At 45.1% G+C, this 23,942-nt stretch carries 21 protein-coding genes and 1 pseudogene; 7 read left to right on the forward strand and 15 right to left on the reverse strand.

The genetic code is table 11. The features are described from left to right. Together AC6RV6_RS21305 and AC6RV6_RS21310 are read right to left on the reverse strand one after the other, a co-directional pair. Positions 1 to 611 (reverse strand): annotated as a pseudogene (locus tag AC6RV6_RS21305) (hypothetical protein); the annotation flags it as partial. Between the two features lie 52 nt (positions 612 to 663). Further along, positions 664 to 1,572 (reverse strand): PhnD/SsuA/transferrin family substrate-binding protein, encoded by a 909-nt coding sequence (locus tag AC6RV6_RS21310; RefSeq protein ID WP_500242893.1) that lies wholly within the window; start codon positions 1,570 to 1,572, stop codon positions 664 to 666. A gap of 379 nt (positions 1,573 to 1,951) precedes the next feature. Between AC6RV6_RS21310 and AC6RV6_RS21315 the strand changes: the two genes are divergently transcribed. Beyond that, entirely contained in the window at positions 1,952 to 2,743 is a 792-nt protein-coding gene (locus AC6RV6_RS21315) for a YdcF family protein (RefSeq protein WP_500242894.1), read from the forward strand. Between the two features lie 81 nt (positions 2,744 to 2,824). On the opposite strand, the gene AC6RV6_RS21320 is transcribed toward AC6RV6_RS21315, so the two are convergent. From AC6RV6_RS21320 to AC6RV6_RS21330, 3 genes are all read right to left on the reverse strand, one after another. Continuing rightward, positions 2,825 to 3,862 (reverse strand): ABC transporter ATP-binding protein, encoded by a 1,038-nt coding sequence (locus AC6RV6_RS21320; protein ID WP_500242895.1) that lies wholly within the window; start codon positions 3,860 to 3,862, stop codon positions 2,825 to 2,827. An 85-nt stretch (positions 3,863 to 3,947) separates the two neighbouring features. Then, positions 3,948 to 5,399, reverse strand: a complete 1,452-nt coding sequence (locus tag AC6RV6_RS21325; protein ID WP_500242896.1) for a BCD family MFS transporter — start codon at positions 5,397 to 5,399, stop codon at positions 3,948 to 3,950. Between the two features lie 145 nt (positions 5,400 to 5,544). After that, a complete protein-coding gene (locus AC6RV6_RS21330) occupies positions 5,545 to 6,237 on the reverse strand; it encodes an NUDIX hydrolase (protein ID WP_500242897.1) in 693 nt (230 codons plus the stop codon). A gap of 696 nt (positions 6,238 to 6,933) precedes the next feature. On the opposite strand from AC6RV6_RS21330, the gene AC6RV6_RS21335 reads away from it, so the two are divergent. After that, positions 6,934 to 7,674, forward strand: a complete 741-nt coding sequence (locus tag AC6RV6_RS21335; protein WP_500242898.1) for a PEP-CTERM sorting domain-containing protein — start codon at positions 6,934 to 6,936, stop codon at positions 7,672 to 7,674. 92 nt (positions 7,675 to 7,766) lie between these two features. Here the strand turns inward: AC6RV6_RS21335 and eno are convergent, their stop codons facing one another. Both eno and AC6RV6_RS21345 read right to left on the reverse strand, forming a co-directional pair. Continuing rightward, positions 7,767 to 9,047 carry a phosphopyruvate hydratase gene (gene eno, locus AC6RV6_RS21340; RefSeq protein ID WP_500242948.1) on the reverse strand — a complete coding sequence of 427 codons (1,281 nt, stop codon included), beginning with the start codon at positions 9,045 to 9,047 and terminating at the stop codon, positions 7,767 to 7,769. Positions 9,048 to 9,376: 329 nt separating this feature from the next. After that, positions 9,377 to 10,765 carry an adenylate/guanylate cyclase domain-containing protein gene (locus AC6RV6_RS21345; RefSeq protein ID WP_500242899.1) on the reverse strand — a complete coding sequence of 463 codons (1,389 nt, stop codon included), beginning with the start codon at positions 10,763 to 10,765 and terminating at the stop codon, positions 9,377 to 9,379. Positions 10,766 to 11,132: 367 nt separating this feature from the next. Here AC6RV6_RS21345 and AC6RV6_RS21350 point away from each other — a divergent pair, with 367 nt between their 5' ends. Both AC6RV6_RS21350 and AC6RV6_RS21355 read left to right on the forward strand, forming a co-directional pair. Beyond that, positions 11,133 to 11,459 (forward strand): hypothetical protein, encoded by a 327-nt coding sequence (locus AC6RV6_RS21350; RefSeq protein ID WP_500242900.1) that lies wholly within the window; start codon positions 11,133 to 11,135, stop codon positions 11,457 to 11,459. 154 nt (positions 11,460 to 11,613) lie between these two features. Further along, on the forward strand, positions 11,614 to 12,012 hold the full coding sequence (locus AC6RV6_RS21355; protein WP_500242901.1) for a hypothetical protein: 399 nt from the start codon (positions 11,614 to 11,616) through the stop codon (positions 12,010 to 12,012). A gap of 19 nt (positions 12,013 to 12,031) precedes the next feature. Here AC6RV6_RS21355 and AC6RV6_RS21360 read toward each other — a convergent pair whose 3' ends face one another. Further along, positions 12,032 to 14,230 (reverse strand): chromosome segregation ATPase, encoded by a 2,199-nt coding sequence (locus tag AC6RV6_RS21360; RefSeq protein WP_500242902.1) that lies wholly within the window; start codon positions 14,228 to 14,230, stop codon positions 12,032 to 12,034. A 363-nt stretch (positions 14,231 to 14,593) separates the two neighbouring features. Here AC6RV6_RS21360 and AC6RV6_RS21365 point away from each other — a divergent pair, with 363 nt between their 5' ends. Continuing rightward, complete coding sequence (locus tag AC6RV6_RS21365; RefSeq protein WP_500242903.1) at positions 14,594 to 17,260, forward strand: glycoside hydrolase family 10-like protein; 2,667 nt, start codon at positions 14,594 to 14,596, stop codon at positions 17,258 to 17,260. 165 nt (positions 17,261 to 17,425) lie between these two features. On the opposite strand, the gene AC6RV6_RS21370 is transcribed toward AC6RV6_RS21365, so the two are convergent. Further along, on the reverse strand, positions 17,426 to 18,307 hold the full coding sequence (locus AC6RV6_RS21370) for a LysR family transcriptional regulator (RefSeq protein WP_500242904.1): 882 nt from the start codon (positions 18,305 to 18,307) through the stop codon (positions 17,426 to 17,428). A gap of 164 nt (positions 18,308 to 18,471) precedes the next feature. Between AC6RV6_RS21370 and AC6RV6_RS21375 the strand changes: the two genes are divergently transcribed. Then, a complete protein-coding gene (locus AC6RV6_RS21375) occupies positions 18,472 to 18,969 on the forward strand; it encodes a RidA family protein (RefSeq protein WP_500242905.1) in 498 nt (165 codons plus the stop codon). A 79-nt stretch (positions 18,970 to 19,048) separates the two neighbouring features. Continuing rightward, on the forward strand, positions 19,049 to 19,849 hold the full coding sequence (locus AC6RV6_RS21380) for an arylamine N-acetyltransferase family protein (protein WP_500242906.1): 801 nt from the start codon (positions 19,049 to 19,051) through the stop codon (positions 19,847 to 19,849). Between the two features lie 45 nt (positions 19,850 to 19,894). Here the strand turns inward: AC6RV6_RS21380 and AC6RV6_RS21385 are convergent, their stop codons facing one another. From AC6RV6_RS21385 to AC6RV6_RS21410, 6 genes are all read right to left on the reverse strand, one after another. Further along, complete coding sequence (locus AC6RV6_RS21385) at positions 19,895 to 20,557, reverse strand: class I SAM-dependent methyltransferase (RefSeq protein ID WP_500242907.1); 663 nt, start codon at positions 20,555 to 20,557, stop codon at positions 19,895 to 19,897. Then, positions 20,557 to 20,781: a hypothetical protein gene (locus AC6RV6_RS21390; protein ID WP_500242908.1), complete on the reverse strand. Its 225-nt coding sequence runs from the start codon at positions 20,779 to 20,781 to the stop codon at positions 20,557 to 20,559. The genes AC6RV6_RS21385 and AC6RV6_RS21390 overlap by 1 nt, the downstream gene beginning before the upstream one ends. Before the next feature lie 109 nt (positions 20,782 to 20,890). Further along, positions 20,891 to 21,844, reverse strand: coding sequence for an aldo/keto reductase (locus tag AC6RV6_RS21395; protein WP_500242909.1), 954 nt, complete (start codon positions 21,842 to 21,844; stop codon positions 20,891 to 20,893). Positions 21,845 to 21,872: 28 nt separating this feature from the next. Then, positions 21,873 to 22,298 (reverse strand): thiol-disulfide oxidoreductase DCC family protein, encoded by a 426-nt coding sequence (locus AC6RV6_RS21400; RefSeq protein WP_500242910.1) that lies wholly within the window; start codon positions 22,296 to 22,298, stop codon positions 21,873 to 21,875. Then, positions 22,295 to 23,206, reverse strand: a complete 912-nt coding sequence (locus AC6RV6_RS21405) for an ABC transporter ATP-binding protein (protein ID WP_500242911.1) — start codon at positions 23,204 to 23,206, stop codon at positions 22,295 to 22,297. The genes AC6RV6_RS21400 and AC6RV6_RS21405 overlap by 4 nt, the downstream gene beginning before the upstream one ends. A 75-nt stretch (positions 23,207 to 23,281) precedes the next feature. Continuing rightward, positions 23,282 to 23,932 carry a 4Fe-4S single cluster domain-containing protein gene (locus AC6RV6_RS21410; RefSeq protein ID WP_500242912.1) on the reverse strand — a complete coding sequence of 217 codons (651 nt, stop codon included), beginning with the start codon at positions 23,930 to 23,932 and terminating at the stop codon, positions 23,282 to 23,284. Positions 23,933 to 23,942 lie beyond the last annotated feature (10 nt).

Raw genomic sequence — 23,942 nt, forward strand, 5'->3', positions numbered from 1 at the left:
TGGGTTGGATGCCCTTTTCTCAACTTAGTTTTACATACTAAGTTCGGTAGACCCTCAAACTGAATATCAATTTGTTGGGTTTCATCTTCTAAAACGGAAAGGAGGACTTTTTGTTGTGCTTCTGCGCGATCGTCAGCCGTTAATCGCAGAGGATCGACTTGCGGCCAAATTTCCTCGAAGCGTTTAACATAAGCATCGACGGTGGTTTGATAATCTTGAGAGAGCTTTTCAATAGATTTTGCGGATCGTCCGGTGCGATCGCGAACCCGATCGAGTTCTGCGAGTAACTTTTCCACGAGATCGACATTAGCTTGAAATTCTCCTACTTCGTAGCGAAACCAGATCGGTTCTTCAATAGAAGCAATCAGCTTTTGAGGATGGGCGCGAATTTTCAGGATACAGGTTTCTAAATTATGAAGTAGTGTTTCTTGTTGAGTGGCGATCGCGAGATTTTCTCGGGCTTGGTTTTTGTGATAGTCACCGATCGCTAATCCTAACATCGTCCCAGAAATTGAAATGCCAATCGCCAAGGAATTAGCATAAACAATTTTTTTGGAAATACTAAAAAGTTTCCAGTGAGCAAACCATTTTTTCACTTGTTTTAGCTCCATTTTTGCCGATCGCGCGAGAATACTTCTCGATATTCTTTCTAGTAACGTTTTTTTATAAATAATTCTCTTCGCCGATCGCTTTATATCCCTCGCGAATGAGATCGTAATCTTCATCTTTTGCCGGAACCATTTCTGATTCTGCGTATTTCTGATTCGCAGGAGAGACTAAAATTGCATCCATCACTTTCTGTTCGTTCTCTACAATACGCGATCGCATTTCTTTAATACATTCAGTATCAAGGGAAGGATTAGCAACAAGAATATCGTTAGGAAGTTGTTCCCCTTGAGCAATAATGGCGAACTCGGATTCGCTGAGATTCTTTTCGCCTAAAACGCGCTGATAGCGAGTGCTGGCATCTGCCCAAGCGTCTAACTTACCTTCTTTAAGTTCGATCAAGCCGCTATCATCGCCAATAATTTTCGTGTTGAAATCTTGATTTAACTCAAATCCAGCCTCTTTTAACAGGCGCAAAACCCCTAAATGTCCGGCGGTAGAGCCTTCTTCGCGAATACCGATGGTTTTGCCTTTAAGGTCTTCGACACGCTTTATATCAGTGTCGGCGATGCCGAGAATGACAGTATGATAGCCCGGACGGGTAATTCCCACGAGGGGGACGGCGTTAGCTTTAGCATTCATCAGGACGTATTCCGAGGGACCGGCGAGGGCGAGATCGATGCGATCGAACATCAAAGCTGGAGCCGCCGCAACATGGGTACTGACGGGGAATAGTTCGATAGGAATGCCCAAAACTTCTCCAAGAGTCGTTTGAAATGCACCAAATTCATCTTTGAGGCGTTCTTCCCCGGGAATGTCCGTGACAGCGAATCTCAATTGTTCTGGACAACTTGCGATCGCTTCGGCAGAGTTTGCCACCGAGGAGGTTGAAGTAGAATCACCTCCAGTGGAACTACAAGCCATGACAAATAGTAAAGGCAGTACGAGTAAGTTTTTGCTTTTCATTGCTCATTTTCTTGACTGGATTGCTAGTATTTTTCACGTTGCGGTTTCCACAAGGAAGGAAAGCCTAGAGACAGAAGTTAACCCCTTATCCGTATTTTCCAATTTTTAAGGAGCTTGACCGATCGTTGTATGTTTAGCTTTATCAATTATAGCTTTTTGATTTAAAAGATGAATTAAGGGTTATTACGTAAATATCAATTTTATTGACAGCAATAAAGTTAGCCGCGATCGCAATCAAGCTCAACCCGATAAGAAGTCATTGGCGATCGCAACAGATCATTTTAATGACTTTTAAGCCTGTAAAACTTAGTGTATTTTTTAGGTTTCGATCCCGATGAATAAGATAATTTGAATAAATTCAGTGCTGGGAACTTGCCAGATGTTTCTCTTTCTCTCTAAATTTCTGCCTCTATTTTTCTATCCTTTAGGACTTTCGTGCCTTTTATTAATGATTGCTTTTATTTTGTCTTGGCGGCGATCGCGTTGGACTCCTTTACCGATCGCCTTGGCTTTGACTATTGCGATCGTTGCCAGTCATCCGAGTGTCAATGCTTTTCTGATTTATTCCCTCGAAGGTCGGCATATTCCCACCCAAGAACTGCCCCGAGTCGATGCGATCGTGGTCTTAGGGGGATGTATTAAGCCCGCTACTCCTCCTCGTCCGATGGTGGATTTAACCGAAAGCAGCGATCGCCTTCTCTATGCCGCACAACTCTACCGGCAAGAGAAAGCCCCGGTAATTATCGTGTCGGGAGGGCGGATCGGTTGGGGGGACAAAGTTCCCCCGGAGTCCGCAGATATGGCACTCTTGCTGGAATTTTTCGGGGTGCCGCGATCGGACATCATTGAAGAATCAGAATCTCTCAATACTTATCAGAATGCCGTCAATGTAAAGAAGATTCTCAAAAAAGAGAAACTCGATCGCATTTTATTAATCACGTCGGCAATGCACATGGCGCGATCGTATCTTATTTTCAAGCATCAAAATATTAATTTCATTCCTGCCCCCACTGATTTTTTGACGACGGAAAACCTCAAGATCGAAACAGATTTTAATTTACGGGTTTTCTTACTCTATTTAATCCCGAGTATCGATCGCATGGCCAATACCACTCAAGCCTTACGAGAATATATTGGTATTGTTGTCTATTGGTTGCGCGGCTGGTTGTAATTGAATGGGCGCTTTTTGCGAAACTGCCAGAAAGTCGCATATTTTTCAAGAGCAAAAATCTCTTCTTAAACTAAAAAGTCATCAACTTTCGTCCTCCCACAGATCTTTCATGTTTTCTTGTTCATTTTTTACATCCTTTAACGTTTCTACTTTCTCTTCTGGTGGAGAGGAATCTAAAACCTCTTCTTCCGTTGTCAATTCTAAAAACACGTCTTCTAAGGTGGGTTGAGTGCGACGCATTTCATATAAACCCAAACCATTTTTAACGATCGCCGTTGCCAAGTCGCGACCGAGTTCGGTATTGCTATCCATCGCAATTCGGAGTAAAGAACGATTGGGGCGTTCGGGAAAGGGTTTAATTTCTACCGATCGCACGCCAGAAATCGCTTTAAGAATTGGTTTCACTCTCAATACATTCCCTTCAACTTCCATCTCGTAGCCAGATTCTCCCGTTAATTCTGCCATTAAATTATCGGGAGTGTTGGTGACAACCACTCGACCGCGATTAATAATGGTAACGCGATCGCAGGTCATACTCGCTTCAGGGAGAATGTGAGTACAGAGTACAATCGTATGTTCCCCTGCCAAACTTTTGATCAGGTTGCGAACTTCAATGATTTGTAAGGGATCTAAACCGACGGTAGGTTCGTCGAGAATAATCACCGGGGGATTGTGAACGATCGCTTGGGCAATGCCCACCCGTTGGCGAAATCCCTTGGAAAGTTTGCGGATTAAAATCTTGCGCTTTTCTTCAATATTGCAGCGTTGAATGGCTAAATTAACGCGTTCGATGCGATCGCCTGCCGAAATGCCTTTAATTCGCGCCACGAAATGCAAAAACCCCTCTACTGTCATTTCCGAGTACAAAGGCGGCGTTTCGGGTAAATAACCGATGCGCTTGCGGATTTCCATCGATTGTTCGTGAACGTCGTAGCCCGCAATTCTCGCTGTTCCCGATGTCGCCGGCAAATATCCCGACAATATCCGCATGGTGGTCGTTTTCCCCGCCCCATTTGGACCGAGAAAGCCGAGAATTTCCCCGTCTTCCACAGAAAAATCGACATCTTGGATAGCGGGGGTGGTGTTATAGATTTTACTGAGATGCTCGACTTCTATCATGCCGCAACGGGTTATGGTGAATCTTGCCCATCAATCATAATACCAAAAGGGTTAAGGGGAAAGACAGGGCAGAATTGGGGATTGACTATCCATCTAACTCGTTTTCTAGGATTGTGGCAATAGCTTGTTTGGAAGTCGATTGAAATTCTTTGACATTAACGCGATCCAAAATAGCGATCGCGACGAACATTCCCACGGCTTGGAGAACAAAAACAGAACTATAAGCAAGGAAAGGGGTGGCAAAGAGCGATCGGCCCAAATCTAAGATATAGCCTCCCGACCAAATCGCGATCGCCCGGGCGAGGGCTTGGGCGAGTCCCCAAACGCCGATGAAGGTGCCGGCGGTTTCGGCGGCGGTCAGATCCAGCATGAGGCTAATGGCTCCAATCGTGGCAAAACCTGCCGCGATGCCAAAGGCAAACATTGCCCCTTTTAAAGCGAGAGGGTTTTGGGTAAATCCAGAGCCGATAATTGTGAGAAAACAGAGTGCAACTAAAAAACAACCGAGTTTGGTGGTATTTTTCTTGCCCAAACGCGGGACGACTAAAAAACCCGTAATACTGTAACCCAATAATATCCCCATGCCCCAAAAGGAATTGAGAGCCGTCGTTTCACCAATGGACATTCCGAAAACTTCGCCTCCGTAGGGTTCTAAGACCGCTTCTTGCAAAAATAAGCCGATGGTCATAATTAACAAAAAGGAGAAGAAAATACCCGTTTGACGGCTGGAAGTGAGGACTTGTATTGCTTTCTTTAAGGTAATTCCATCTGAGCGATCCCCCGAGGTCGAACGGGAGGCAAAAAGGGAATAGCGTTTTTCGACTCCCCAAGTGGCGATCGCGGCGAGTCCCCAAACGATGCAGGGAACGACGAGGAAGAGGGTATTAATGGGACCTTGTAGGGCTTCTAAGGGGGTACTCGTCCCCACTTGGTCGATTTTTCCCAGAAAAACTTTGCCGCTAATACCTCCGATGACAATGCCCACCATTAACATCGACCAAACAATGGAGACAATTTTCGAGCGATTATCTTCTTCGGAAATATCCACCAACATCGCTGTAAATGGGGTGGAACTGGCACTAATTGCTAAACCATAAATTGCAAAAATGACTGCCAATAATATTGTTAAAAATTGAGTTTGTTCGTTCCAGACCCAACCCCCAGTGGTTTCCATTACTTTAGCGAGTTGCCAGACAATCTGCACGGCGGTAAAGACCATGACCCCAAAAACCGCCGTTCCCATGAGAACATAGCTGGTGCGGTGGGTGCCAAAGAGAGGCTTAGAGTCGGAGAGTTGTCCGAACCAAACCCGTCCCGGGGCGACAAAATAGGGAGCCGCAATGACTCCAGCCGTCACACTTCCGGGGATGCCCAATTCGCTAATCATGACGCGGTTGAGGACGGCGACTGTGAGGACGGACATTAATCCCAGTCCGAGGTTAAAGAGTCCCAGACGGAAAATTGTCGGCAGTTCGACTCGAGGTTTGATGGGTTTGGGGGGAATGAATTCCGGGTGAAGTAAATCGTCGGTTGTCATCGGATTTTATGATTGCGATCGCGTTATTGAATTTTACTTTAAACCGAAAGTCGCCCCGAAAAATGCGATCGCGACTCAATCTCGACGCAAAAATATTATTTTTAAGATCGTTCTCTCAATCTTATTCAAGATAGGGTTTACACTATCACAATTCAAAATTAAAACCTTTTTGTTTGAGAGATTGATATTTCTTCTCATCAAATTGATAGAGTCGCGCTGCACGATGGGGAACATCTTTTTGTTTTTCGTCGAGTTCGATGAGTAAATCCATTTTCAGGATTTTCTTGCGAAAATTGCGCTTATCTAATTCTTGTCCCAAGACAATTTCATAGAGTTTTTGGAGTTGGGAGAGGGGAAATTTTGTCGGTAAGAGTTCAAAGCCGATGGGTTCGTAACGCAATTTCCCTTTTAAGCGTTTTAAGGCTGTCTGAAAAATCATCTCGTGATCGAAGGCGAGGGGAGGTAAGCGATCGCAAGCAAACCAAGCAGCTTCATCGGCATCTGTCGCGGCGGTAAGCTGATATTCTCCGAGATTCACTAAAGCATAATAGGTTACGGTAATGACGCGATCGCGGGGATCGCGATCGATCGCGCCAAACGTATACAACTGTTCCAAAAAGATATTTTTCACCCCCGTTTCTTCCCCCAATTCCCGCAAGGCAGCTTCTTCAAGGGTTTCGTGGATGCGGACGAACCCTCCCGGTAACGCCCATTGCCCTTTAAACGGGGATAAATTGCGCTGAATAAGCAAGACTTTGAGGATATGTTGTTCGTCCAAACCAAAAACAACGCAGTCTACAGTAATTGCTGGGCGAGGAAATTCGTAACAGTGAGCCATTCGCGATCGCGTTTCGATGTGTCTACACCTTAGAATACCAGTTTCCCAAACGCTTATTTTTCAAGAGGTGCGATCGCAATAACCAGAATATCTCATCGTTTGAAGGTGAGATAAGGCACTGACTCGCGACGTAATGGCGATCGCATCTCAAGTAATTACACTGACAATTGCGATCGCTTTGGGAATATCTCTTCACAAGTTCGAGCAATCGCTGTCAAGAATTTGAGAATTGTGAAAGCAAGCGATCGATATAAATGAGTTTATCTTCAAAAAAATCTCTGTTTTCAAGTAAAATAAGATTTCTTTTTCTCCTCTCTTTCCACATCTTTAACTCAACTTGCTAGTTATTGAGTCGATCCCCTAAAACCCATTATTAATTAGGTTTGGGGGAATTTAGGAGCATCGAACACATCCTATATGTAACTAGCAACTCGGGTATCTTTACAAAAAATTCATAGGTAATTTACAGTATTTTAACAATTTTTCTGTTACTTTCGTAAGTAATCATTCGTAAGTAATCATTCGTAAGTAATCATTCGTAAGTAATCATTCGAGAATGAAAAGACTGCGAACATAGACCGCAAGAAAAAAGTAACAGAAATTGGCAATGAATGCTTTACAATCCAACTCTTTCGGTATCTTGACTGCTTTTACAATGATTCTCAACTCAATTACTCAAGTGAAGTTTTCTTAATTATGCAACGTCTTGGTATTCTCATTTCGACAACAATCGCCTTACTTTTTACAGTTTCTTCCTCAGCAAAAGCAGGAACGATTACTTTTGAATCTGATATGGGGATTGCAGGTTATGTCCCTCAAGATGATTTGGCGATTAGCAATCAATTTGAAGCTGATTTTGGTGTCACTTTTGGTTTAGATGTTAATGGTGACGGTCTTGCCGATGCAGGGCAATTTCCCACTTTAGAAAAAATTGGAACGTATCCGGGCGATATTGTTGCATTTCATTCGAGCGCAGGAGTCGATCGTGCAGCACCTGGATTTGAAGACCAACTGGGAGAGTTTTTCCTGAAAATGCCCGGAGTTTCTGATAATCAACATCGATCTCTAATTATTAACTATTCCAATCCTACTACTGCTGCAAGTGGAGAAATTTGGGATATTGAAGGAGTAACCGGACTCGAACAGTGGAAGCTAGAAGCACTCGATCGAGATTTCTCTGTTATTGAGACTTTAATTAGTTTGAATACTTTAAATTTGGATGGACAGCCGTGGGAATGGTCGTTCGATCGCGGTGGTATCGCAGATATTTTTGCCATTCGCATCACTCCAGTTGGGGGAACCGTGGGTGGTTTTGCTTTGAATAACTTTTCACCTGCTGGCCAGCCATCCGAGAATGTTCCCGAACCTGCCAGCATCATCAGTTTATTGCTTTTTGGAGGTGCACTTGTCGGTCTGAAAAGAAGATTCAAAAATTAGCTCAACCTACTTTAACCAACAAAAATAAGGAAAGGCTGTTACCTAAAATAGCAAAAATGAAGGTAACAGCCTTTTATGATTATTTCAAGATCTTATTTGCCCAATGTTCCCGCATAAACGGCGCGATCGCCTAACTCTTCTTCGATTCGCAACAAGCGATTGTATTTCGCCACCCGTTCGCTGCGACAGAGAGAACCGGTTTTGATTTGTCCGGCGCGAGTCGCCACAGCCAGATCGGCGATCGTGGTATCTTCGGTTTCCCCGGATCGATGGGAAATCATGCAGGTAAACTTATTACGGGTTGCGAGGGCAATGGTTTCCAAGGTTTCTGTTAAACTGCCAATTTGATTGAGTTTAATCAAAATCGCATTGGCAGATTTTTCATTAATACCTTTTTGCAAGCGAGTGGGGTTGGTCACAAACAGATCGTCCCCGACTAACTGAATTTTATCCCCCAATTTCTCGGTTAATAACTTCCAGTTGTCCCAGTCTTCCTCATGCAGTCCATCTTCAATAGAAATAATGGGATATTTGTCCACTAATTCTGCTAAATAGTTGATGAAATCTTCGCCACTGTGAGGAGAACCATCATAAACGTATTGACCATTCTTATAAAACTCACTGGCGGCGACATCCATCGCGATCGCGACTTGTTCCCCGGCTTTATATCCCGCCTTGGCGATCGCACTCATCAGCAGTTCTAATGCCTGTTCGTTGGATTGCAAATTGGGGGCAAATCCGCCTTCATCTCCAACCCCACCGGAGAGGAGCTTTTCGGCCGCTAAAACGCTTCTCAACGAGGCAAAAACCTCCGCACCCCAGCGCAAGGCTTCGGCAAAAGTGGGGGCACCAACGGGGACGATCATGAACTCTTGGAAATCGACATTATTATCCGCGTGGGAACCGCCGTTAATCACATTCATAAAAGGGATAGGCAGCAAATTGGCTAAAGGTCCCCCCAAATAACGGTATAAGGGCAGCCCGAGTTCTGTCGCCGCCGCTTTGGCCACAGCGAGAGAAACGCCTAAAATTGCATTGGCCCCTAAATTAGATTTATTGGGAGACCCATCGCGATCGAGCATGATGCGATCGATTCCCATTTGATTGAGCGCATCTTGTTCGATCAGTTCTGGAGCAATTTTCTCAGTAACATTGCGGACGGCTTTGAGAACGCCCTTTCCACCATAGCGATTTTCTCCATCCCGCAGTTCGTGTGCCTCAAAAGTTCCTGTAGAGGCACCGCTTGGCACTTGTGCCAAACCGCTTGCGCCGCTTTCTAGGCGCACTTCAGCCTCTAATGTGGGTCGTCCCCGAGAGTCGAGGATTTCTCGGGCGGTAATTGCTTCGATGGTTGCCGGTTCGTTAAAAGCCATTGTTGTATTTGCCGTTGAAACTGTATCCGTATCACCGCTACTAATACCCGATCGCTTGTCGATCCTCGCACTTGTTTGCATTTAATTTAAGAATTGCCCTATCTTTGGGTTGGCTGTGACGTTTGAGTCAATGAGTATATTCTTTACCAGTACATCAGCACAATTAAAATCACTCTGAGTATCAAGACTCAAAGTGATTGAGGCGTTAGCGATCGCAATATGCTCGATCCTCAATAATTTCAACAGATTGCATTTTTAAATGGGCAAAGTGTTTTAGAGGATTCTGGATTTTGTTGCTAACGATATACAATCCATCTTGAGATAAAAGCTCATGATTTTTTATTTTCCTCATTTTTTCCGATTAATAAATAAGTTTTCATGTCTCCTTTTCCTTTGATAGAAACCAAACCTCTTTCTTTAAAAAGATACTGGATTTGTAGATACTGATAAGTTATTTCGCTGACTTGGATATGTCCCGGTATGCCGTGAGATTCCATCCGGCTTGCGGTGTTGACCGTATCACCCCAAAGATCGTAAGCAAACTTTTTGAGGCCAATGACTCCTGCCACTACTTCTCCGGTATGAATGCCAATCCGCAGATTTAAATTATACTGGCTGTGTTGATTAAATTGATTTAAAGCAATCTGCATATCGAGGGCCATATTCGCGATCGCATGAGCGTGATCGTCTCGTTCTTCAGGCAGTCCAGAAACTACCATATAAGCATCGCCAATGGTTTTTATTTTCTCTAAACTATGTTTTTCGGCAAGGCGATCGAATCGGGAGAAAATTTGATTGAGGAGTCCGACTAATTCTGTGGCCGAAATGCGGGCGGAAAACTCGGTAAATCCGACGATATCGGCAAATAAAACAGTAACATTACTAAAACTATCGGCGATGGTTTGACTTTCATGTTTGAGACGACAAGCGATCGAATCAGGAAGAATATTTCGTAATAGCTTTTCCGATCGCTCTTGTTCGGCTGCTAGTTTTGCTTGTTCTCGCTCTAATTTTTGATAGGCAATTTCTCTTTCTTGCCGTGCGGCAAATTCGGCCTTGGTTGTTTGTTCGTAAAAATAAACAGAAAGGGTCGCAACAAAGGCCATAATAAAGAGAGAGAGCGCCCAACCAAGAGGAGTCCAGAGATTGGGGATAAAACGTTGTCTTAAATAGACTTTAATGCCAAAATACGTCCCATAGGTGATAATTTGCGAGATAAGGTGCAATCGCCAGCGAACGGGAATTAAGGTGGATTGGATAAAGAATGTGAGCATCCAGCCAAAAAAATCGTCGAAGAGATCGAAATCTATTCCTCCCATTGCGGTCTCGGCAATTTGTTCGATGATATTGATCGAGCCGGTAATTCCCAAAAAACTGAGATTAGGATGACGGCGACCCCAAGGCGATCGCAGCCAAATCAAACAAATCCCTAACCCCAATTGAACATAGATATCGACGTGCCACCAAGTCGGTAGAGGTTGTCCGCGCCAAATATCGTAAAGGAGACGAGGAAAGGTAAAAGGTAAAAAGATAAATAAAGACAAACACAAAACAAAATGAAGCCGCCGGATGAAAAAGCCGCGTTGCCACGTTCTATAATTGGTTGTGGAAATTTTTGGAGTCCAAGTAAAGAGGGTCTGAAGTTTTTGTCTCCAATGCCAGAATTTTTGGACATTCATAGATTGCCGTGAAATGGGAGAAGGTATTTCTTCTTTCATCTATTTTGCGAGTCTTTCAGAAGATTGGCGAGAGAAAATTGGCAGATAAGGTTATTTTCTGTTAACAAATTATTTTTGATTGTTCTTATCAGTTCCAAAATTCAAAATCTTGAAGGAAAATATTAATATGATGATGAATTGTACCTTATCGATTATTTTCCTATTATTGTCCATTCAAAAATCTTATCTCTTGATGTTCCCGAACAATTCTCATGTTAATAGGTACATTTTCTCAGTGTTTTCTCGGAAAACCAAAAAACTTTACAAAAATAAAATAAATAGCTTTTGACTTTACCAAATCTTGTAAAAAATAACAGCGAAGGAAACTTATAATAATTTTGTAGGTTTTTTTGAGAACCTTTTCCGAATGTGGAAAACAGGAAAATTAAGGGTGTTGTGTGCCATGACATTAATAGAAGATATCAATAAACTACTGAGTGAATATTATGGTGAGATTGTTACTATAAATATTCGCAAACTACCAGAGAATAGCTCTCACGATCGCATTCCCTCGAAGACCAAGAACTTGAAGAGAGATCGTTTAACAAAGGCGAAAGAAGCGCTCGCACTTTCCTCAAATACGGTTCTGATTGGTATTGGCGAACAAAATATCTGTGCGGATCGAGGGTTTTCGATTTTCCAAGATACGACTTATTTTAATGTCGATCCCGAAGCGATGTTTTTGCTTGCTTAGAATTCTGATTGCTGAGTATCAATCCTCAATAGGGTCAAAAGTACCGGCTCGATTGAGGGCTTTTAGCACGGGACACTCAGGAAGTCAGATCGAAGCACAGGAAAACTGGATTGCTTAAGATGAAATTGTTAGTCAAATCAAGGAGATAGCGGCGATGAACCGACCTCTAATCTGTGCTTTAACGGCAACGGTATTTTTATTGCCTTTCAATGCTGATGCCAGTTCCTTCAATTCTATTGGCTTATTTGCCAATGATACAGCTTTTAAGGAGGCGATCGCTCAACGCCCGTCTAATGGGAATTCTGATAATAATCAACGACGACGGCCACCTCGCTTGGATTTAAACCGGGCGGCGGAAACCCTCGGTGTCACAAAAGAAGAACTGATCGAAGCCCTAGGATTGCCGGAGAAGCCACCGGAACGAGATTCTAATACCCGACCCCCTCGCCCGGATTTTGCGGGGGCTGCTGAGGAATTGGGAGTTAGCGAACAAGAGCTCAAGGATGCCCTCGGCCTTCAAGGCAGACCGCCAAGGCGCGAAGAAAATCAGTAACGCGAGTAACGCATAACAATTATTCGGAATCCCTTGGTGGTTTATTCACATTGGGAACCGGTGGATTTTGTAACATTTCTTGCCAAACGGCGATTTGCGATCGCGCGGTGGCATAGGAAGGAGTATTGGCGGGGACTTGTTGAGCGATCGCGATCGCTTGTCGTAAATTTTTCCCAGCTTCTCCTCGCGCCAGAGATAAAATTTCCGCACTCCAAGTAGCGATCGCTTGTTGACTTTGTCTGGCAACTTGGGAATTACGAGGAATGGTGCGAGCGGTGTCAATCGCGGCTCTGAGGGCATCGGGAGTGCGAGGAGCAGCTTGTTGGTAGGCACGCGCTAAGGTGACTTGGGATTGGGAGTTTCTTTGCCAGCGATCGCGGCGATTTTGCGCCTCAAAATAGAGAGAACTCTCTCGGTTAATTTGCCCCAAGATTTGAATGGCCTCAGAATAGCGTCCTTGATTGGCCAATGCTACCGCTTCATCGAGGAGAGAGCGATCTCCTTGGGTGGCTTGAATTTGAGGGCGATTGTTGGGAACTCGATCTCGATTGTTGGGGGCGCGATCGGGTTGGGAGTTTCGCGAATTCGCGTTCGATCGGGGCTGTGGGGTGTTGGCTGAGATAGAGGAAGGTGGGACATAACCGAAAGTATTGAGGGGGGAATTTCTCCCCGCTTCCGTACTGGCGAGTTGAACCCCTCGATCTAACGGAGATCTGGCTTTCAGGGTCTCGACGCGGCGTTGCCAGCGAGCAATTTTTGTCTGTGCTTCGCCATAGCGGGGGTTATTGGCAGCAATGAGGCGAGCTTGGGCGATCGCGGCCTTTAAGGCACTCTCTGAGCCTTCGCGGGCGAGGCGATCGGCTTGAGCCAAATTGGCAATCCCTTCAATTTCGGACTGCCATTGTCGGATTAGGGTTTGGGAACGACTGTAGAGGGGACGACCCGGAGCAATGTCTCGGGCGAGAGCGATCGCGTCTTCCAAATTGGCGATCGATCCGTAACTTGCCGTGGAAGCAGCATCAGCCAAATTGTTAATATCAATAATTTCGTCATTTAACCCTAACTTGGCGGGAATGCTATTGGCCACTGTCATGGCTTCCTGCCAGTCTCCCAATTTCAATTTTTGGAAGGCCAGATCGATGAGGCGATCGGAGGCTTCTCCGATGAGCGATCGTGCTTCGGCATAAGCGGTACTTTCTTCGGCGACTTCCTCGGCGATCGCGATCGCGGCCAACAAGCTATCTAAATCCCCTCGATGTAGTTTAGCAAAGGCTTTATCTAACTTTTGACTTTCCTGTCGTGCTAAATTTAAGCGCTCGTACCATTGGTCGTAACGAGTTCCACTCCAATAGCGATTGTTCAATTTTGTCAGTTTGGCCGCAGCTTGAAAGGCTTGTCCCCAAGCCGATCGCTCTAAATGATCTTCGATTTCTCCTTCGATTTTCTCTCCTTGAGACCAAGTGGACTGCCACTGAGCAACCCGTTCTTCAATCAGGGCTTTATCGTGAAAATGCAGGGCAACTTGTCTCGCGAGAGCGATCGCTTCTTCTAACTCTCCGGCTTGATATTTATCTTCTCCCCAGCGCAAGGCTTCCGAAACCCAGTTTGCCATCATGCGATCGATCTCGGGGCGCAAGGGATGTTTTGTGGGGAGATTTTGCACCAATTGAATGGCATAGAGCAAGTTTTTGGCATCCTGTTTATTGGCAGCGACTTGAGCGCAGTAGAGACGCATAGAAGCCGAAGCCGTGGGGAGAAACATTTCCGGACAGTTGGGTACCGCCGGTAATTTCAGCAGCAAGGCCATCGCAGCAAACCCTGTCGTACTGGAGATTAACACGACAAAGCTCCCCCATAATTGCCAGCTAAACAGCCAACCCAAACGACGTTTTGGAAGCGTTGGCAGCGTTTCGGGTTCTGGGGGTAAAACCGGAGGAGCGGGCTTTCTTTGAGGAGGATTGGCAAATTTCGAGGCAGGTTGGGGTGCTTTTTTTGAGATGTTGGAGGGCTTTTGCCGAGAAGATGGCGCGGGCGTTGTTTTCTTGGGGCTGGTTTTTTGGGAGCGTAGAGAGGCAACCCGATAGAGACCGTCCTCATGGCTGTGGGGACGAGGACGACGGTCGGCGCGATCGCGTTTCACCCGTCCCGGATCGGCGGCAGGAGGATTGCGATGTTTTTCGGGACGAGTGCGATCGGGACGTTTTGGCGGCTTATTCATTGAGTGCTGCAAGGAAGAGAAAATGAGGAAGAGAAAACCTCTCAAAACCTGTATTCGGCAAACCTAGCTTATGATAAGTTGTTTTTCTCCAGACTGACAAGAGAAATTTGGGGTGAGGGGAGTGGGGGAGCGAAGGAGAGGAAGGAGTTGAGAGAGTCAATCGTAAATTTTTTAGCTTTCTTTCGTGGTTCATTGTTCATTGCTCATTGTTCATCGAAAGGCTGACACCCCTAAATTGGTGTGCTTTACTGAATTATTGAGAGTTTATCCACGAGTAGCGGTACGGAGATGTCGGTGTTGAGCAATTATCCGAACAAGAATTTCAAGCGGGAAGACCGGAAAAGTCTATTTTATTCTTTTCTCTTGACCCGTTTTTCAGGACGAGTCATTCCCTATATCTTTCTAACTTTAATACTGGGGCTATTTCCAGTTGAAGCACTGGCACAGCGCGATCGCGATTTTTCCCGCGCCCAAAATCGTTTCGGGGTGGTGAGGAGTCAAGAAAATGTCCGGCAGTGGTCGAGTATTGACGAACGCTTGCAACAAACCGGACTGGCTTACTGTACGGTGGATCTCTCGGAAATTCGACCGGGGGGTGCATTTAATATTCTCAACAGTCCGGTAGAAGTTTTGCTGTTGCCCAATTTAGAAACCCTGACCGGCGCTCACGCCAACGCTCTCGAAGCGTGGATGCGTCGTGGCGGGAAAGTCATTGTGACAGGGCCTGCCGGCAATTTATCGCAACCGCAAATTAAAACCCAATTGCGATCGCTGTTTGGAGCTTATTGGGGTTTTCCTCTCTCTTCTCCCTCAACCCTACAACCGCAAACGGAGGATAATCCAGAGGCGGCGGGTTTTACTCGTCTTTCCACCACTGTGCGTGGCGGTGCAATTATTCCCACGGGAACTAACAGCGAAACTGTCGCCATTTGGCAAGCGGAAGGAACGCCTCCCGCCGTAATTCTGACGGAACAATCAACGTTTCTTGGCTGGCGTTGGGGTAACGATGAAGTTGCATCAGCAGAGGCAGATAGTGCTTGGTTACAAGCGTCTCTCGGTCGTTATGGGCGTTTTCCCCAAGCTGGTGCTGCGACGGGAGGATCTTGTCGGGATGCCCAACCAATCGCCACGCAAACCGATCCCGATACATCTTCTGATTCTCGCGTTTCTCGAACGTCCCCATCTCCGCGAACTTCCTTACCGCCGCGAACGTCCCCACCTCCACGAACTTCCCTACCACCGAGAACTTCTCCACCTCCACGAACGTCCCCACCTCCTCGCTCACCTGCTTCAACACCAGCCGATCTGCGGGTTTTGCAAAGGGAATTAACCAATTTGCGGGGACGTTATGAAAGCGCGTTGCTCATCGTTGAAGCCAATAATCAAAATGAAGCGATCGCGCTGACTGATGCGATCGAACGAGTGGCAAATGGTTCGCTACCAACAAGTGAGAATTCCCTCAATACACAATTGGCAGAAGTTCGCGAACAGTTACAAACCTTTGAAAGTTTAATCCAACAAGGGGATTATCCTCAAGCCCGAGCGCAAGGACGCTATCTTCGGGGTTTGATCTGGGATCGTTATCCCACGGAAGCACGGCTGCATTACCCGGAAACCCGTGCCATGTGGCTCGATCGCGGTACGATTGTCAGAACGCGATCGAAGCGAGAACTAGGACGGATTTTCGATCGCCTTTCCAATGCGGGAATTAACACGGTATTTTTTGAAACGGTCAACGCGAGTTATCCCATTTACCCTAGTGAAGTGGCTCCCGAACAAAATCCCGCTATTCAAGGTTGGGATCCCTTACAAGCGGCGGTGGAATTGGCACAAGAGCGAGGCATGGAGCTTCATGCTTGGGCGTGGATTTTTGCGGCGGCGAATCAACGACACAACCAAATCTTAGGACAGCCGCGCACTTATCTCGGTCCGGTTTTAACTCAGCACCCCGACTGGGTGGCAACGGATCGAGCGGGAAATCCTTTTCAGGTGAATACCAAAAAAGCTTTTTACGATCCGGCAAATCCAGAAGTACGCGAATATTTATTAACGCTTTTGGATGAAATCGCCACGAAATACGATGTGGATGGCATTCATTTAGATTATATTCGCTATCCTTTCCAAGATCCGAGCCGGGGCTTGAATTATGGGTTTGGGACGGCTTCTCGACAAGAATTTTATCGCTTGCGACGGGTGGATCCTCTGAAACTTTCCCCGGGAGATCCCCTCTGGTCTCAGTGGACGCAATTCCGCGTGCAGCAAGTGAGTGATTTTGTCGGGGAAGTGTCGGCGTTAATGCGAGAAAAACATCCCGAGATTGTCTTGTCGGCGGCGGTTTTTCCCATTCCTACTCGGACTCGGTTGGGACGCATTCAGCAACATTGGGAGGAGTGGGTGCGACGAGATTATCTTGATGCCATTACACCCATGACTTATGCGGATGCAACAGATGAATTACAACAGTTAACGCAACCTCTCCTTGATGAAAATGTGCAGGGATCGACGTTATTTTTCCCCGGAATTCGCCTGTTAAGTTTACCGACAATGGTGGCGGTGGATCAGATCCAGCATTTGCGGGATTCGCAAACGGGGGGGTATTCGTTGTTTGCGGCGGAAAATTTGAGTCTCAATTTACAAACGATTCTCCGCAATACCCAAGGACGGCGTAAGTCTAATCCGGACGAGCCGATCGCGCATCGCCAACCGTTGGAAACGGCATTAGTTCGCTTTGATATTTTGCAGCGAGAATGGGCGCTTTTATTATTAAGCGGTCAGTTAAACATGGATGAACGGAGTATGCGAGAGTGGGGTAAGCAGTCTAAAGCTCTAGAAATTGTCCTGATGGAATTGTCTAAAGAGCGATCGCCGGAAAATCTACAGCGTGTAACGAATATTTTGGCTGGGTTTCAGCGACAATTTGGAAGTTGGATGGGACAGCAGGCACGAGAACATCCTTATCAGGTACAAGTCTGGCAAAATCGCTTATTGGGGATCGATCGCTTGATTCGCTATGGGTCGCGCGATCGATAATTTTTAATGGGTTTAAGAAGCACTTACATGGGGGAATATTGGTAGTGGCAGATCGCAATCAGATTGAAGGCACATTCGATTAGATATTGTTGAAAATTGCGATCGCTTATACGAACTCGAATTTCTCTGGTTGCGAGCAGGGGCAGACTGTTCGCAAGGGCTATTCTAGATGTCTAAAAACGCTTTTAGAGCTTCATAAAGCCACATAAGGGCAGGTCCTTTTGGTTGATTGTTAGGCGTAACGAGATCGACTTTTAGACTCCATGTTTTGTGGTCAAACTCCACAGGCAATCTGATGAGCCGTGCATTTCCACTTGGTTGATTAACAAGATGCTCGGGTAGGTAGCTCCAGCCAATCCCGTTTTCCGCGAGTAATTTTAGGCTCACAAAACTATTCGCGAACCATGTTTCCGCCGAAATCACTGGAAATAAAAGTCCACCCTTCTCATTTTTACCACATAATACCAATTGTCGATAGGGAATCAAATCCGCCGCTTTGAGGGTTTTTGCCTTAGCCAGTGGATGTTCCGCAGAACAAACAGCATGAAAGGGTAGATCGCCAACATAGCAAAGTTCTACATCCTGCTGAAAGGAAATATCACAAAACATCAAGCCAATATCAACCGCACTCTTTTCAAAATACTCGAGGATCTCATCGCTGACAGAGGAGCGAATTTCGAGGGCAGACGCGGGGAAACGTTTGCCAAATTCAGCAAATATTTCACTGAGCTTTGGCAACAGCAACGCATTATCAATAACCAATCGAATAAGCGGCTCTTCTTGCCGTCCAATGGCCTCTACAACGGTATTCAGTTCGTAGGACTGCTGCAATACGGCTCTGGCATAGGAGAGTAAGCGTTTGCCTTCAGCTGTCAGGCTTGGTTTTCGCGTGCTGCGATCGAACAACTGTACGCCCATATCGATTTCCAGATTAGCGATGCCTTGACTAACTGCTGACTGTACTTTGCCGAGATTTCGCGCTGCACCAGAAAACGAACCGGATTCGGCGGATTCAACAAACATCCGCAGTTGCTCGATATTATACATATCACTAAAACTGATAGTTATTAACTTGCTATCAATACTTATAGCGATATGATGAGGTCTATGCAAGAGATTCTTTCCTGCAACTTTGACATTGAATATATAGCTGTGGGGCAAAGGCGATCGCGATCGAAATCTGCATGAATTATTTAAATGGGATATCAACAATGAAGACATTCGCTAAAACAACACTCATCATGGTATTAGGAATGATGGGATGTACTGCCGGCACTAACGCTCAAAATCCCAGTACCGAGATACAACGTCTTCAACCTCCCGGGGTAGTTGATGCTAGTGCTTGGGGATTTTCACAATCCGTTGTTGTACCGGCAAAGGGACATTACGTATTCGTCTCCGGTCAATTCAGCAGTACGGAAGATGGGAAAGTAATCGGTGCTACACACGAGGAACAAATAAAGCAAACTTATCTGAACCTCAAAACAGTTATCGAGGCCTCTGGCGCTAAGCCTTCAGATGTCGTGCAAATTCGCACGTTGATCAAGGACTACGAACCGAGACATATAGACATACTTGTTAAAGAGTCATCAGCATTGTTTGGAGAGCATCTACCAGCCAGCACATTAATTCCCGTTCCTCGCCTAGCGATAGACGAGATGCTCTTTGAGGTTGAGGCAACTCTGTTTGTTCCGGCAAACAGGCAATAAAGGGCTTTCACGGGCTATAAGAAGACAATGTTATGTGTCTCCTAAGCTGAATATACTGATTACAAAATGAGGTTAAGATATGGATATAAACGCATATCTCGAACGTATTGGGTACGGTGGGTCTCTCGAACCTACAGCAGAGACACTGAAACAACTGCACCGAGCGCACCTGCTTGCCGTTCCCTTTGAAAATCTGGATATTCTTCTCGGCCGCCCGATCGCCCTCTCTCTCCCATCATTCTACGACAAGATTGTTCGGTATCGGCGAGGTGGTTTCTGCTACGAGCTTAATGGATTGTTTGGGTGGCTGCTCGAGCGGCTTGGTTTTACAGTAGTGCTCTTGTCAGCACGAGTGTTTAATGGCGATCGACCCGGGCCTGAGTTTGACCATCTAGTTCTACTGGTTGAGATGGAGGAACGTCTAATCGCAGATGTAGGGTTCGGAGATTCGTTTCTAGAACCACTGCGGCTTGATGCTGAAGTAGAGAATGTGCAGCATGGTTGCTCATATCGCTTGATAGGATCGGGATCTGAAAGATTACTCCAACGTCGGCGAGAGTCGGATTGGGAGTCACAATATGCTATTTCATTGACACCTCGCCAACTCCCAGACTTTAGTATCATGTGCCACTATAAACAGACATCTCCAGAGTTAATATTTACACAAAAGGCACTATGCTCGCTGGCGACACGAGATGGGCGCATCACGCTGTCGAAGAATCGTCTGATTGTAAGGACTGGAGAACAGCGTAAAGAAAAGATTTTAGCAGATGAGAAGGAGTATCGAAGACTTCTGAGAGCTAACTTCGGGATAGAGTTTAAAGAAGGAGTGCGAGTAGATACTCTTATGGGTCTAGCTGTTGCGTCAATAAAGAAATAATTTCATGAGTATTGATTCCCTTGAGTTTATGATTGACTCCTCCTCTTAATGTTTCAAAGCTAAAGTTAATCCATCAGAAATTGGCACGAGACTGAGGGTAACATTAGTATCTTGAAATAATTTTTCATTAACAGCACGAATGGATTTTGTGCGATTGTCTTGTTCTTGGGGATCGGCGACTCGTCCCGACCAAAGAACATTATCGATCGCAATCAGTCCCCCCGATCGCACCAAGGCGAAAGCGCGATCGTAATAGTTGCCATAATTACTTTTGTCGGCATCGATAAAGGCAAAATCAAAGGTTTCTCCTTCTCCCTCTGCCAGCAAGCGATCTAAGGTGTCTAATGCTGGGGCGATGCGGAGGTCAATTTTATGAGCAACCCCTGCTTTTTGCCAGTAATGACGAGCGATCGCAGTATATTCGTCGCTGACATCGCAAGCAATAATTTTCCCATTTTCCGGCAGAGCGATGGCGACGGCGAGGGAACTATAGCCGGTAAATACGCCGACTTCTAATGTTTTCTTTGCTCCCATCAACTGGACTAATAATGCCATAAACTGCCCTTGTTCCGGTGCAATTTGCATTTGTCCCATGGGATGGGTTGCGGTTTCGCGACGCAATTCTTGTAATATTTCCGGTTCTCGCACGGATACCGATCGCAAATAATCGGTAAGGCGATCGTCCAGTCCAAATGTGTTCCTTGCCATTACTGTTTTCCTCGTAAAAACCAACCCAAAATATTAATATCGCCTCGCATGGATTCCAGTTCCGCTTGATGCTGCTTGGCAACTTCATAATACCACTGGCAATATTCTTGGTCTTGCTGGCGATATTCGGTTTCTCGCCGAAATTCATAGGCCAGTTGATGGGGTGCAAAAATATCTGCTGTTGGCGGCAGTTGGGGAATAAGATAATGAAAATTCTGGAGCATGATTGGGATGAGAGACAAAATCGCTCTTTGCTTCTCTATTGAGAAAACTTAGTGCTTTTATTCTATCGCGATCGCCTTGAGTTTTTCTATTGCGAATTACGAATTTTTATTACAGCCAAGGATTGCTCGCTTGGTTCAATTTGTCAAGATCTTCTGGGTTTAAATTCCATCCCAATGCGCCGGCATTATCGATAACCTGTCCGGCATTTTTTGCTCCCGGAATCGGAATAATATCACCTTGGGAAATGAGCCAATTTAAGGACACTTGCGAAGGTGTTTTTTCATAGCGATCGCTTATTTCTTGTACGAGATGAGCTAAGGGCATAATTTTTTCTAAACCGCGATCGCTAAATCTCGGATCTAGTTTTCTGGCTCCATCAGGTTTAATCTTATGTTTTGAGGTATATTTTCCCGCGAGCAATCCTTGTGCTAAAGGACTGTAAGCGAGTATTGTTATGCCTAATTCTCGGGCGGTTTTTAAAACTCCATTACTTTCAATTTTACGATGTAATAGAGAATACTGAACTTGATTGACAGCGAGAGGAATATCGCGTTTTTTCAAGATTTCATAACTTTCTCGCATTTGCGCTGCGGAATAATTACTCACGCCAATTGCCTTAATTCTCCCTTGGTGTACTTCGTCAGCTAAAGCATTCATTAAGACTTCTTGACTCATAAAAAAGGCAAATGGCCAGTGAACTTGGTAGAGGGTTATGCTAGAGACTTGCAAGCGTTTGAGACTGGCTGTGACGGCATCGGTGACAGAATTGCCAAACAGTCGCCAAGGTGCGGGTCCGTATTTTGTCGCAATATCAATAGTTTCTGAATGTTTTCGCATAAATTGTCCGAGAAGGGTTTCAGACTTTCCCAACCCGTAAACCTCTGCGGTATCAAAAAAGGTAATTCCTGACGCGATCGCGGCATTAAAGGCTTCTTCAACTTGAGTGGCTCCATAGGTTTTACCATAGTTCCAAAAGAGAGTATCTCCCCATGCCCAAGTTCCAATTCCTAAAGCTGTAACAGGAATACCCTTTTTTCCGAGAGTTGTCGTTTGCATAATCATTATTATTCCATTTATTTTATCGTATTTTTTACTCAGAAGATTGAGTAGAACAACCAAAAGGATAATGAGGATAATAAGTTGAATCGCGTTTTCCGAACCATTGATAGCGATTATCGCGAATTTGTTCGTAGGTGCGATCGCCAAACCATTTCATTCCCGGGATAGCGCGATAAGCATTAATAAATAACTCTCCTATCGGTAACAATCTGGTGATTTCTTCGGCTGCATCGCTACCTTGCCAGCGTTTTTCAGGAGTATCGCGATCGATTAAAATCATGCCCATTTCGCAATCTTGTGGGGTAATTTGAAAATACTCTAAATTTTCCCGATCCTGCATGGGAATGTAATCAAATAATTGTCCGCGATCGAATTGTTCGAGAAGTTGGCTAAAAGTAACGCAGAGATTGCAATTTCCATCATAGATTACATGATATTTAGCAGTATTATTATTCATTTTTCTTCTTTTTGGGTGAGTTCTAAAAATAAGTTTTCCAGATCGTTTCCCGTATAAAAAACTTCGCTGGGATAAATTTCGCGATCGCACAGACACTTAATCACCATTTCGCTATCCACACCGCGAATATCGAGAGAGTCTTTATTTTTGCTGATATACGCCACATTCGGCAATGTTTCTAAAACAGCATAAGCCTTCTCTAAATCTTTCACTTTAACCCGCAGATTCTTTTCCTCTCCGCGCATTTCGGCAATTGTTCCTTGAGAAACTAATGCACCACGATTTAAGACGGCGATGCGATCGCAAACTTGTTCCACTTCATAGAGTAAATGACTGGATAAAAAGACGGTTACTCCTTCATTAGAGAGGGTTTTAATGATTTGGCGCATATCCTGCATTCCCGCCGGATCCATACCATTCGTCGGCTCATCTAAGATTAAAAGCTGGGGTTGATGTATAATGGCTAAAGCCATCCCCAAACGTTGTTTCATGCCAGTAGAAAATTTTTCCGGTTTGCGTCGGGCTGCATGAGCTAAACCTACCATTTCTAAAACAGTTTCGACGCGATTTTTGGGTAAATCGGGATATAAGCTCGCCATTAATTGCAAATTTTTTCGAGCAGATAGATGAGGAATTAAAGCGGGAATTGCTCCCACTAATGCCCCTACATGGCGTAAAATTTGATTGCGATTGGGAGTGACTTTTTGCCCTAAAATCTTGACCTCACCCCCGGTAGGATGGATTAATCCTAAAAGCATAGCGATCGTTGTGGTTTTTCCCGCCCCATTGGGACCCAAAAAGCCAAAAACATCGCCTTTACGAACGGTAATATTGACATTTTCAACGGCTGTCAATTTGCGATAATTTTTTCTGAGATTGTGGGTTTGTAAGATAATATTATTTTCCATTGGGGAACGAGGAAAGTTTGTCTTTCCTACTATAATCGAGAATGGCAATCTCGCACCTCGAATTTTCCCTTGTATTTATTCATCGAGTCCCACTTGTCCGCGATATCCCGTACAAATGCGCGTTCCATCTTTAAGAATATGAATCTCTGTTTGATCGCTGGCCCAAGTAATTTTATCCTGAAAAGCAGGATTGAAAATATGCACCCGTTGATTGCGAGAAGAAACGGGAGAATTGGGGGAATGAATGGCTAGGGACTCCATATAAGGACCATCGACTAAAATATCAAGTTGTTCGAGGAGTTCTTTTGCACCTAAAGGGGAAGTTTGAGAGCGTAATTTTTCGAGGGTAAACCCCGTAAAGGACATTACATTTAAGCCTCGATCTTTCACTTTTTTCGCCAATCGTGCTAGCGATCGCGCTTGCCAAAATGGTTCTCCCCCGGAAAATGTTACGCCTTCATTACGCGGGTTGCTGAGAATTCTTTCCACGAGAGTATCGACGGAAACTAATTGATTGATGGCAAAAGACCAAGATTTCGGATTAAAACAGCCTTGACATTCTTGAAAGCATCCTTGAACCCAAATCACCGCCCGAGAGCCGGGACCATTGACTTGAGATTCATCTACATATCCCATAATATTGAGATGATTGGGGGGGATTTGTTGTAAGGCTTCGTAAGCTTCCGTAAATTTTTGGGAAAATTGGGACAATGTTGTGTGACTCATTTCAATGAAC

Source organism: Spirulina sp. LEGE 11439 (genome assembly GCF_059821285.1).

Bases quoted from the DNA above. Each gene is read 5' to 3' on its own strand.
- AC6RV6_RS21310 (WP_500242893.1), bottom strand. From the start codon at position 1,572: ATGAAAAGCAAAAACTTACTCGTACTGCCTTTACTATTTGTCATGGCT.
- AC6RV6_RS21315 (WP_500242894.1), top strand. From the start codon at position 1,952: ATGTTTCTCTTTCTCTCTAAATTTCTGCCTCTATTTTTCTATCCTTTA.
- AC6RV6_RS21320 (WP_500242895.1), bottom strand. From the start codon at position 3,862: ATGATAGAAGTCGAGCATCTCAGTAAAATCTATAACACCACCCCCGCT.
- AC6RV6_RS21325 (WP_500242896.1), bottom strand. From the start codon at position 5,399: ATGACAACCGACGATTTACTTCACCCGGAATTCATTCCCCCCAAACCC.
- AC6RV6_RS21330 (WP_500242897.1), bottom strand. From the start codon at position 6,237: ATGGCTCACTGTTACGAATTTCCTCGCCCAGCAATTACTGTAGACTGC.
- AC6RV6_RS21335 (WP_500242898.1), top strand. From the start codon at position 6,934: ATGCAACGTCTTGGTATTCTCATTTCGACAACAATCGCCTTACTTTTT.
- eno (WP_500242948.1), bottom strand. From the start codon at position 9,047: ATGGCTTTTAACGAACCGGCAACCATCGAAGCAATTACCGCCCGAGAA.
- AC6RV6_RS21345 (WP_500242899.1), bottom strand. From the start codon at position 10,765: ATGAAAGAAGAAATACCTTCTCCCATTTCACGGCAATCTATGAATGTC.
- AC6RV6_RS21350 (WP_500242900.1), top strand. From the start codon at position 11,133: ATGTGGAAAACAGGAAAATTAAGGGTGTTGTGTGCCATGACATTAATA.
- AC6RV6_RS21355 (WP_500242901.1), top strand. From the start codon at position 11,614: ATGAACCGACCTCTAATCTGTGCTTTAACGGCAACGGTATTTTTATTG.
- AC6RV6_RS21360 (WP_500242902.1), bottom strand. From the start codon at position 14,230: ATGAATAAGCCGCCAAAACGTCCCGATCGCACTCGTCCCGAAAAACAT.
- AC6RV6_RS21370 (WP_500242904.1), bottom strand. From the start codon at position 18,307: ATGTATAATATCGAGCAACTGCGGATGTTTGTTGAATCCGCCGAATCC.
- AC6RV6_RS21375 (WP_500242905.1), top strand. From the start codon at position 18,472: ATGAAGACATTCGCTAAAACAACACTCATCATGGTATTAGGAATGATG.
- AC6RV6_RS21380 (WP_500242906.1), top strand. From the start codon at position 19,049: ATGGATATAAACGCATATCTCGAACGTATTGGGTACGGTGGGTCTCTC.
- AC6RV6_RS21385 (WP_500242907.1), bottom strand. From the start codon at position 20,557: ATGGCAAGGAACACATTTGGACTGGACGATCGCCTTACCGATTATTTG.
- AC6RV6_RS21390 (WP_500242908.1), bottom strand. From the start codon at position 20,781: ATGCTCCAGAATTTTCATTATCTTATTCCCCAACTGCCGCCAACAGCA.
- AC6RV6_RS21395 (WP_500242909.1), bottom strand. From the start codon at position 21,844: ATGATTATGCAAACGACAACTCTCGGAAAAAAGGGTATTCCTGTTACA.
- AC6RV6_RS21400 (WP_500242910.1), bottom strand. From the start codon at position 22,298: ATGAATAATAATACTGCTAAATATCATGTAATCTATGATGGAAATTGC.
- AC6RV6_RS21405 (WP_500242911.1), bottom strand. From the start codon at position 23,206: ATGGAAAATAATATTATCTTACAAACCCACAATCTCAGAAAAAATTAT.
- AC6RV6_RS21410 (WP_500242912.1), bottom strand. From the start codon at position 23,932: ATGAGTCACACAACATTGTCCCAATTTTCCCAAAAATTTACGGAAGCT.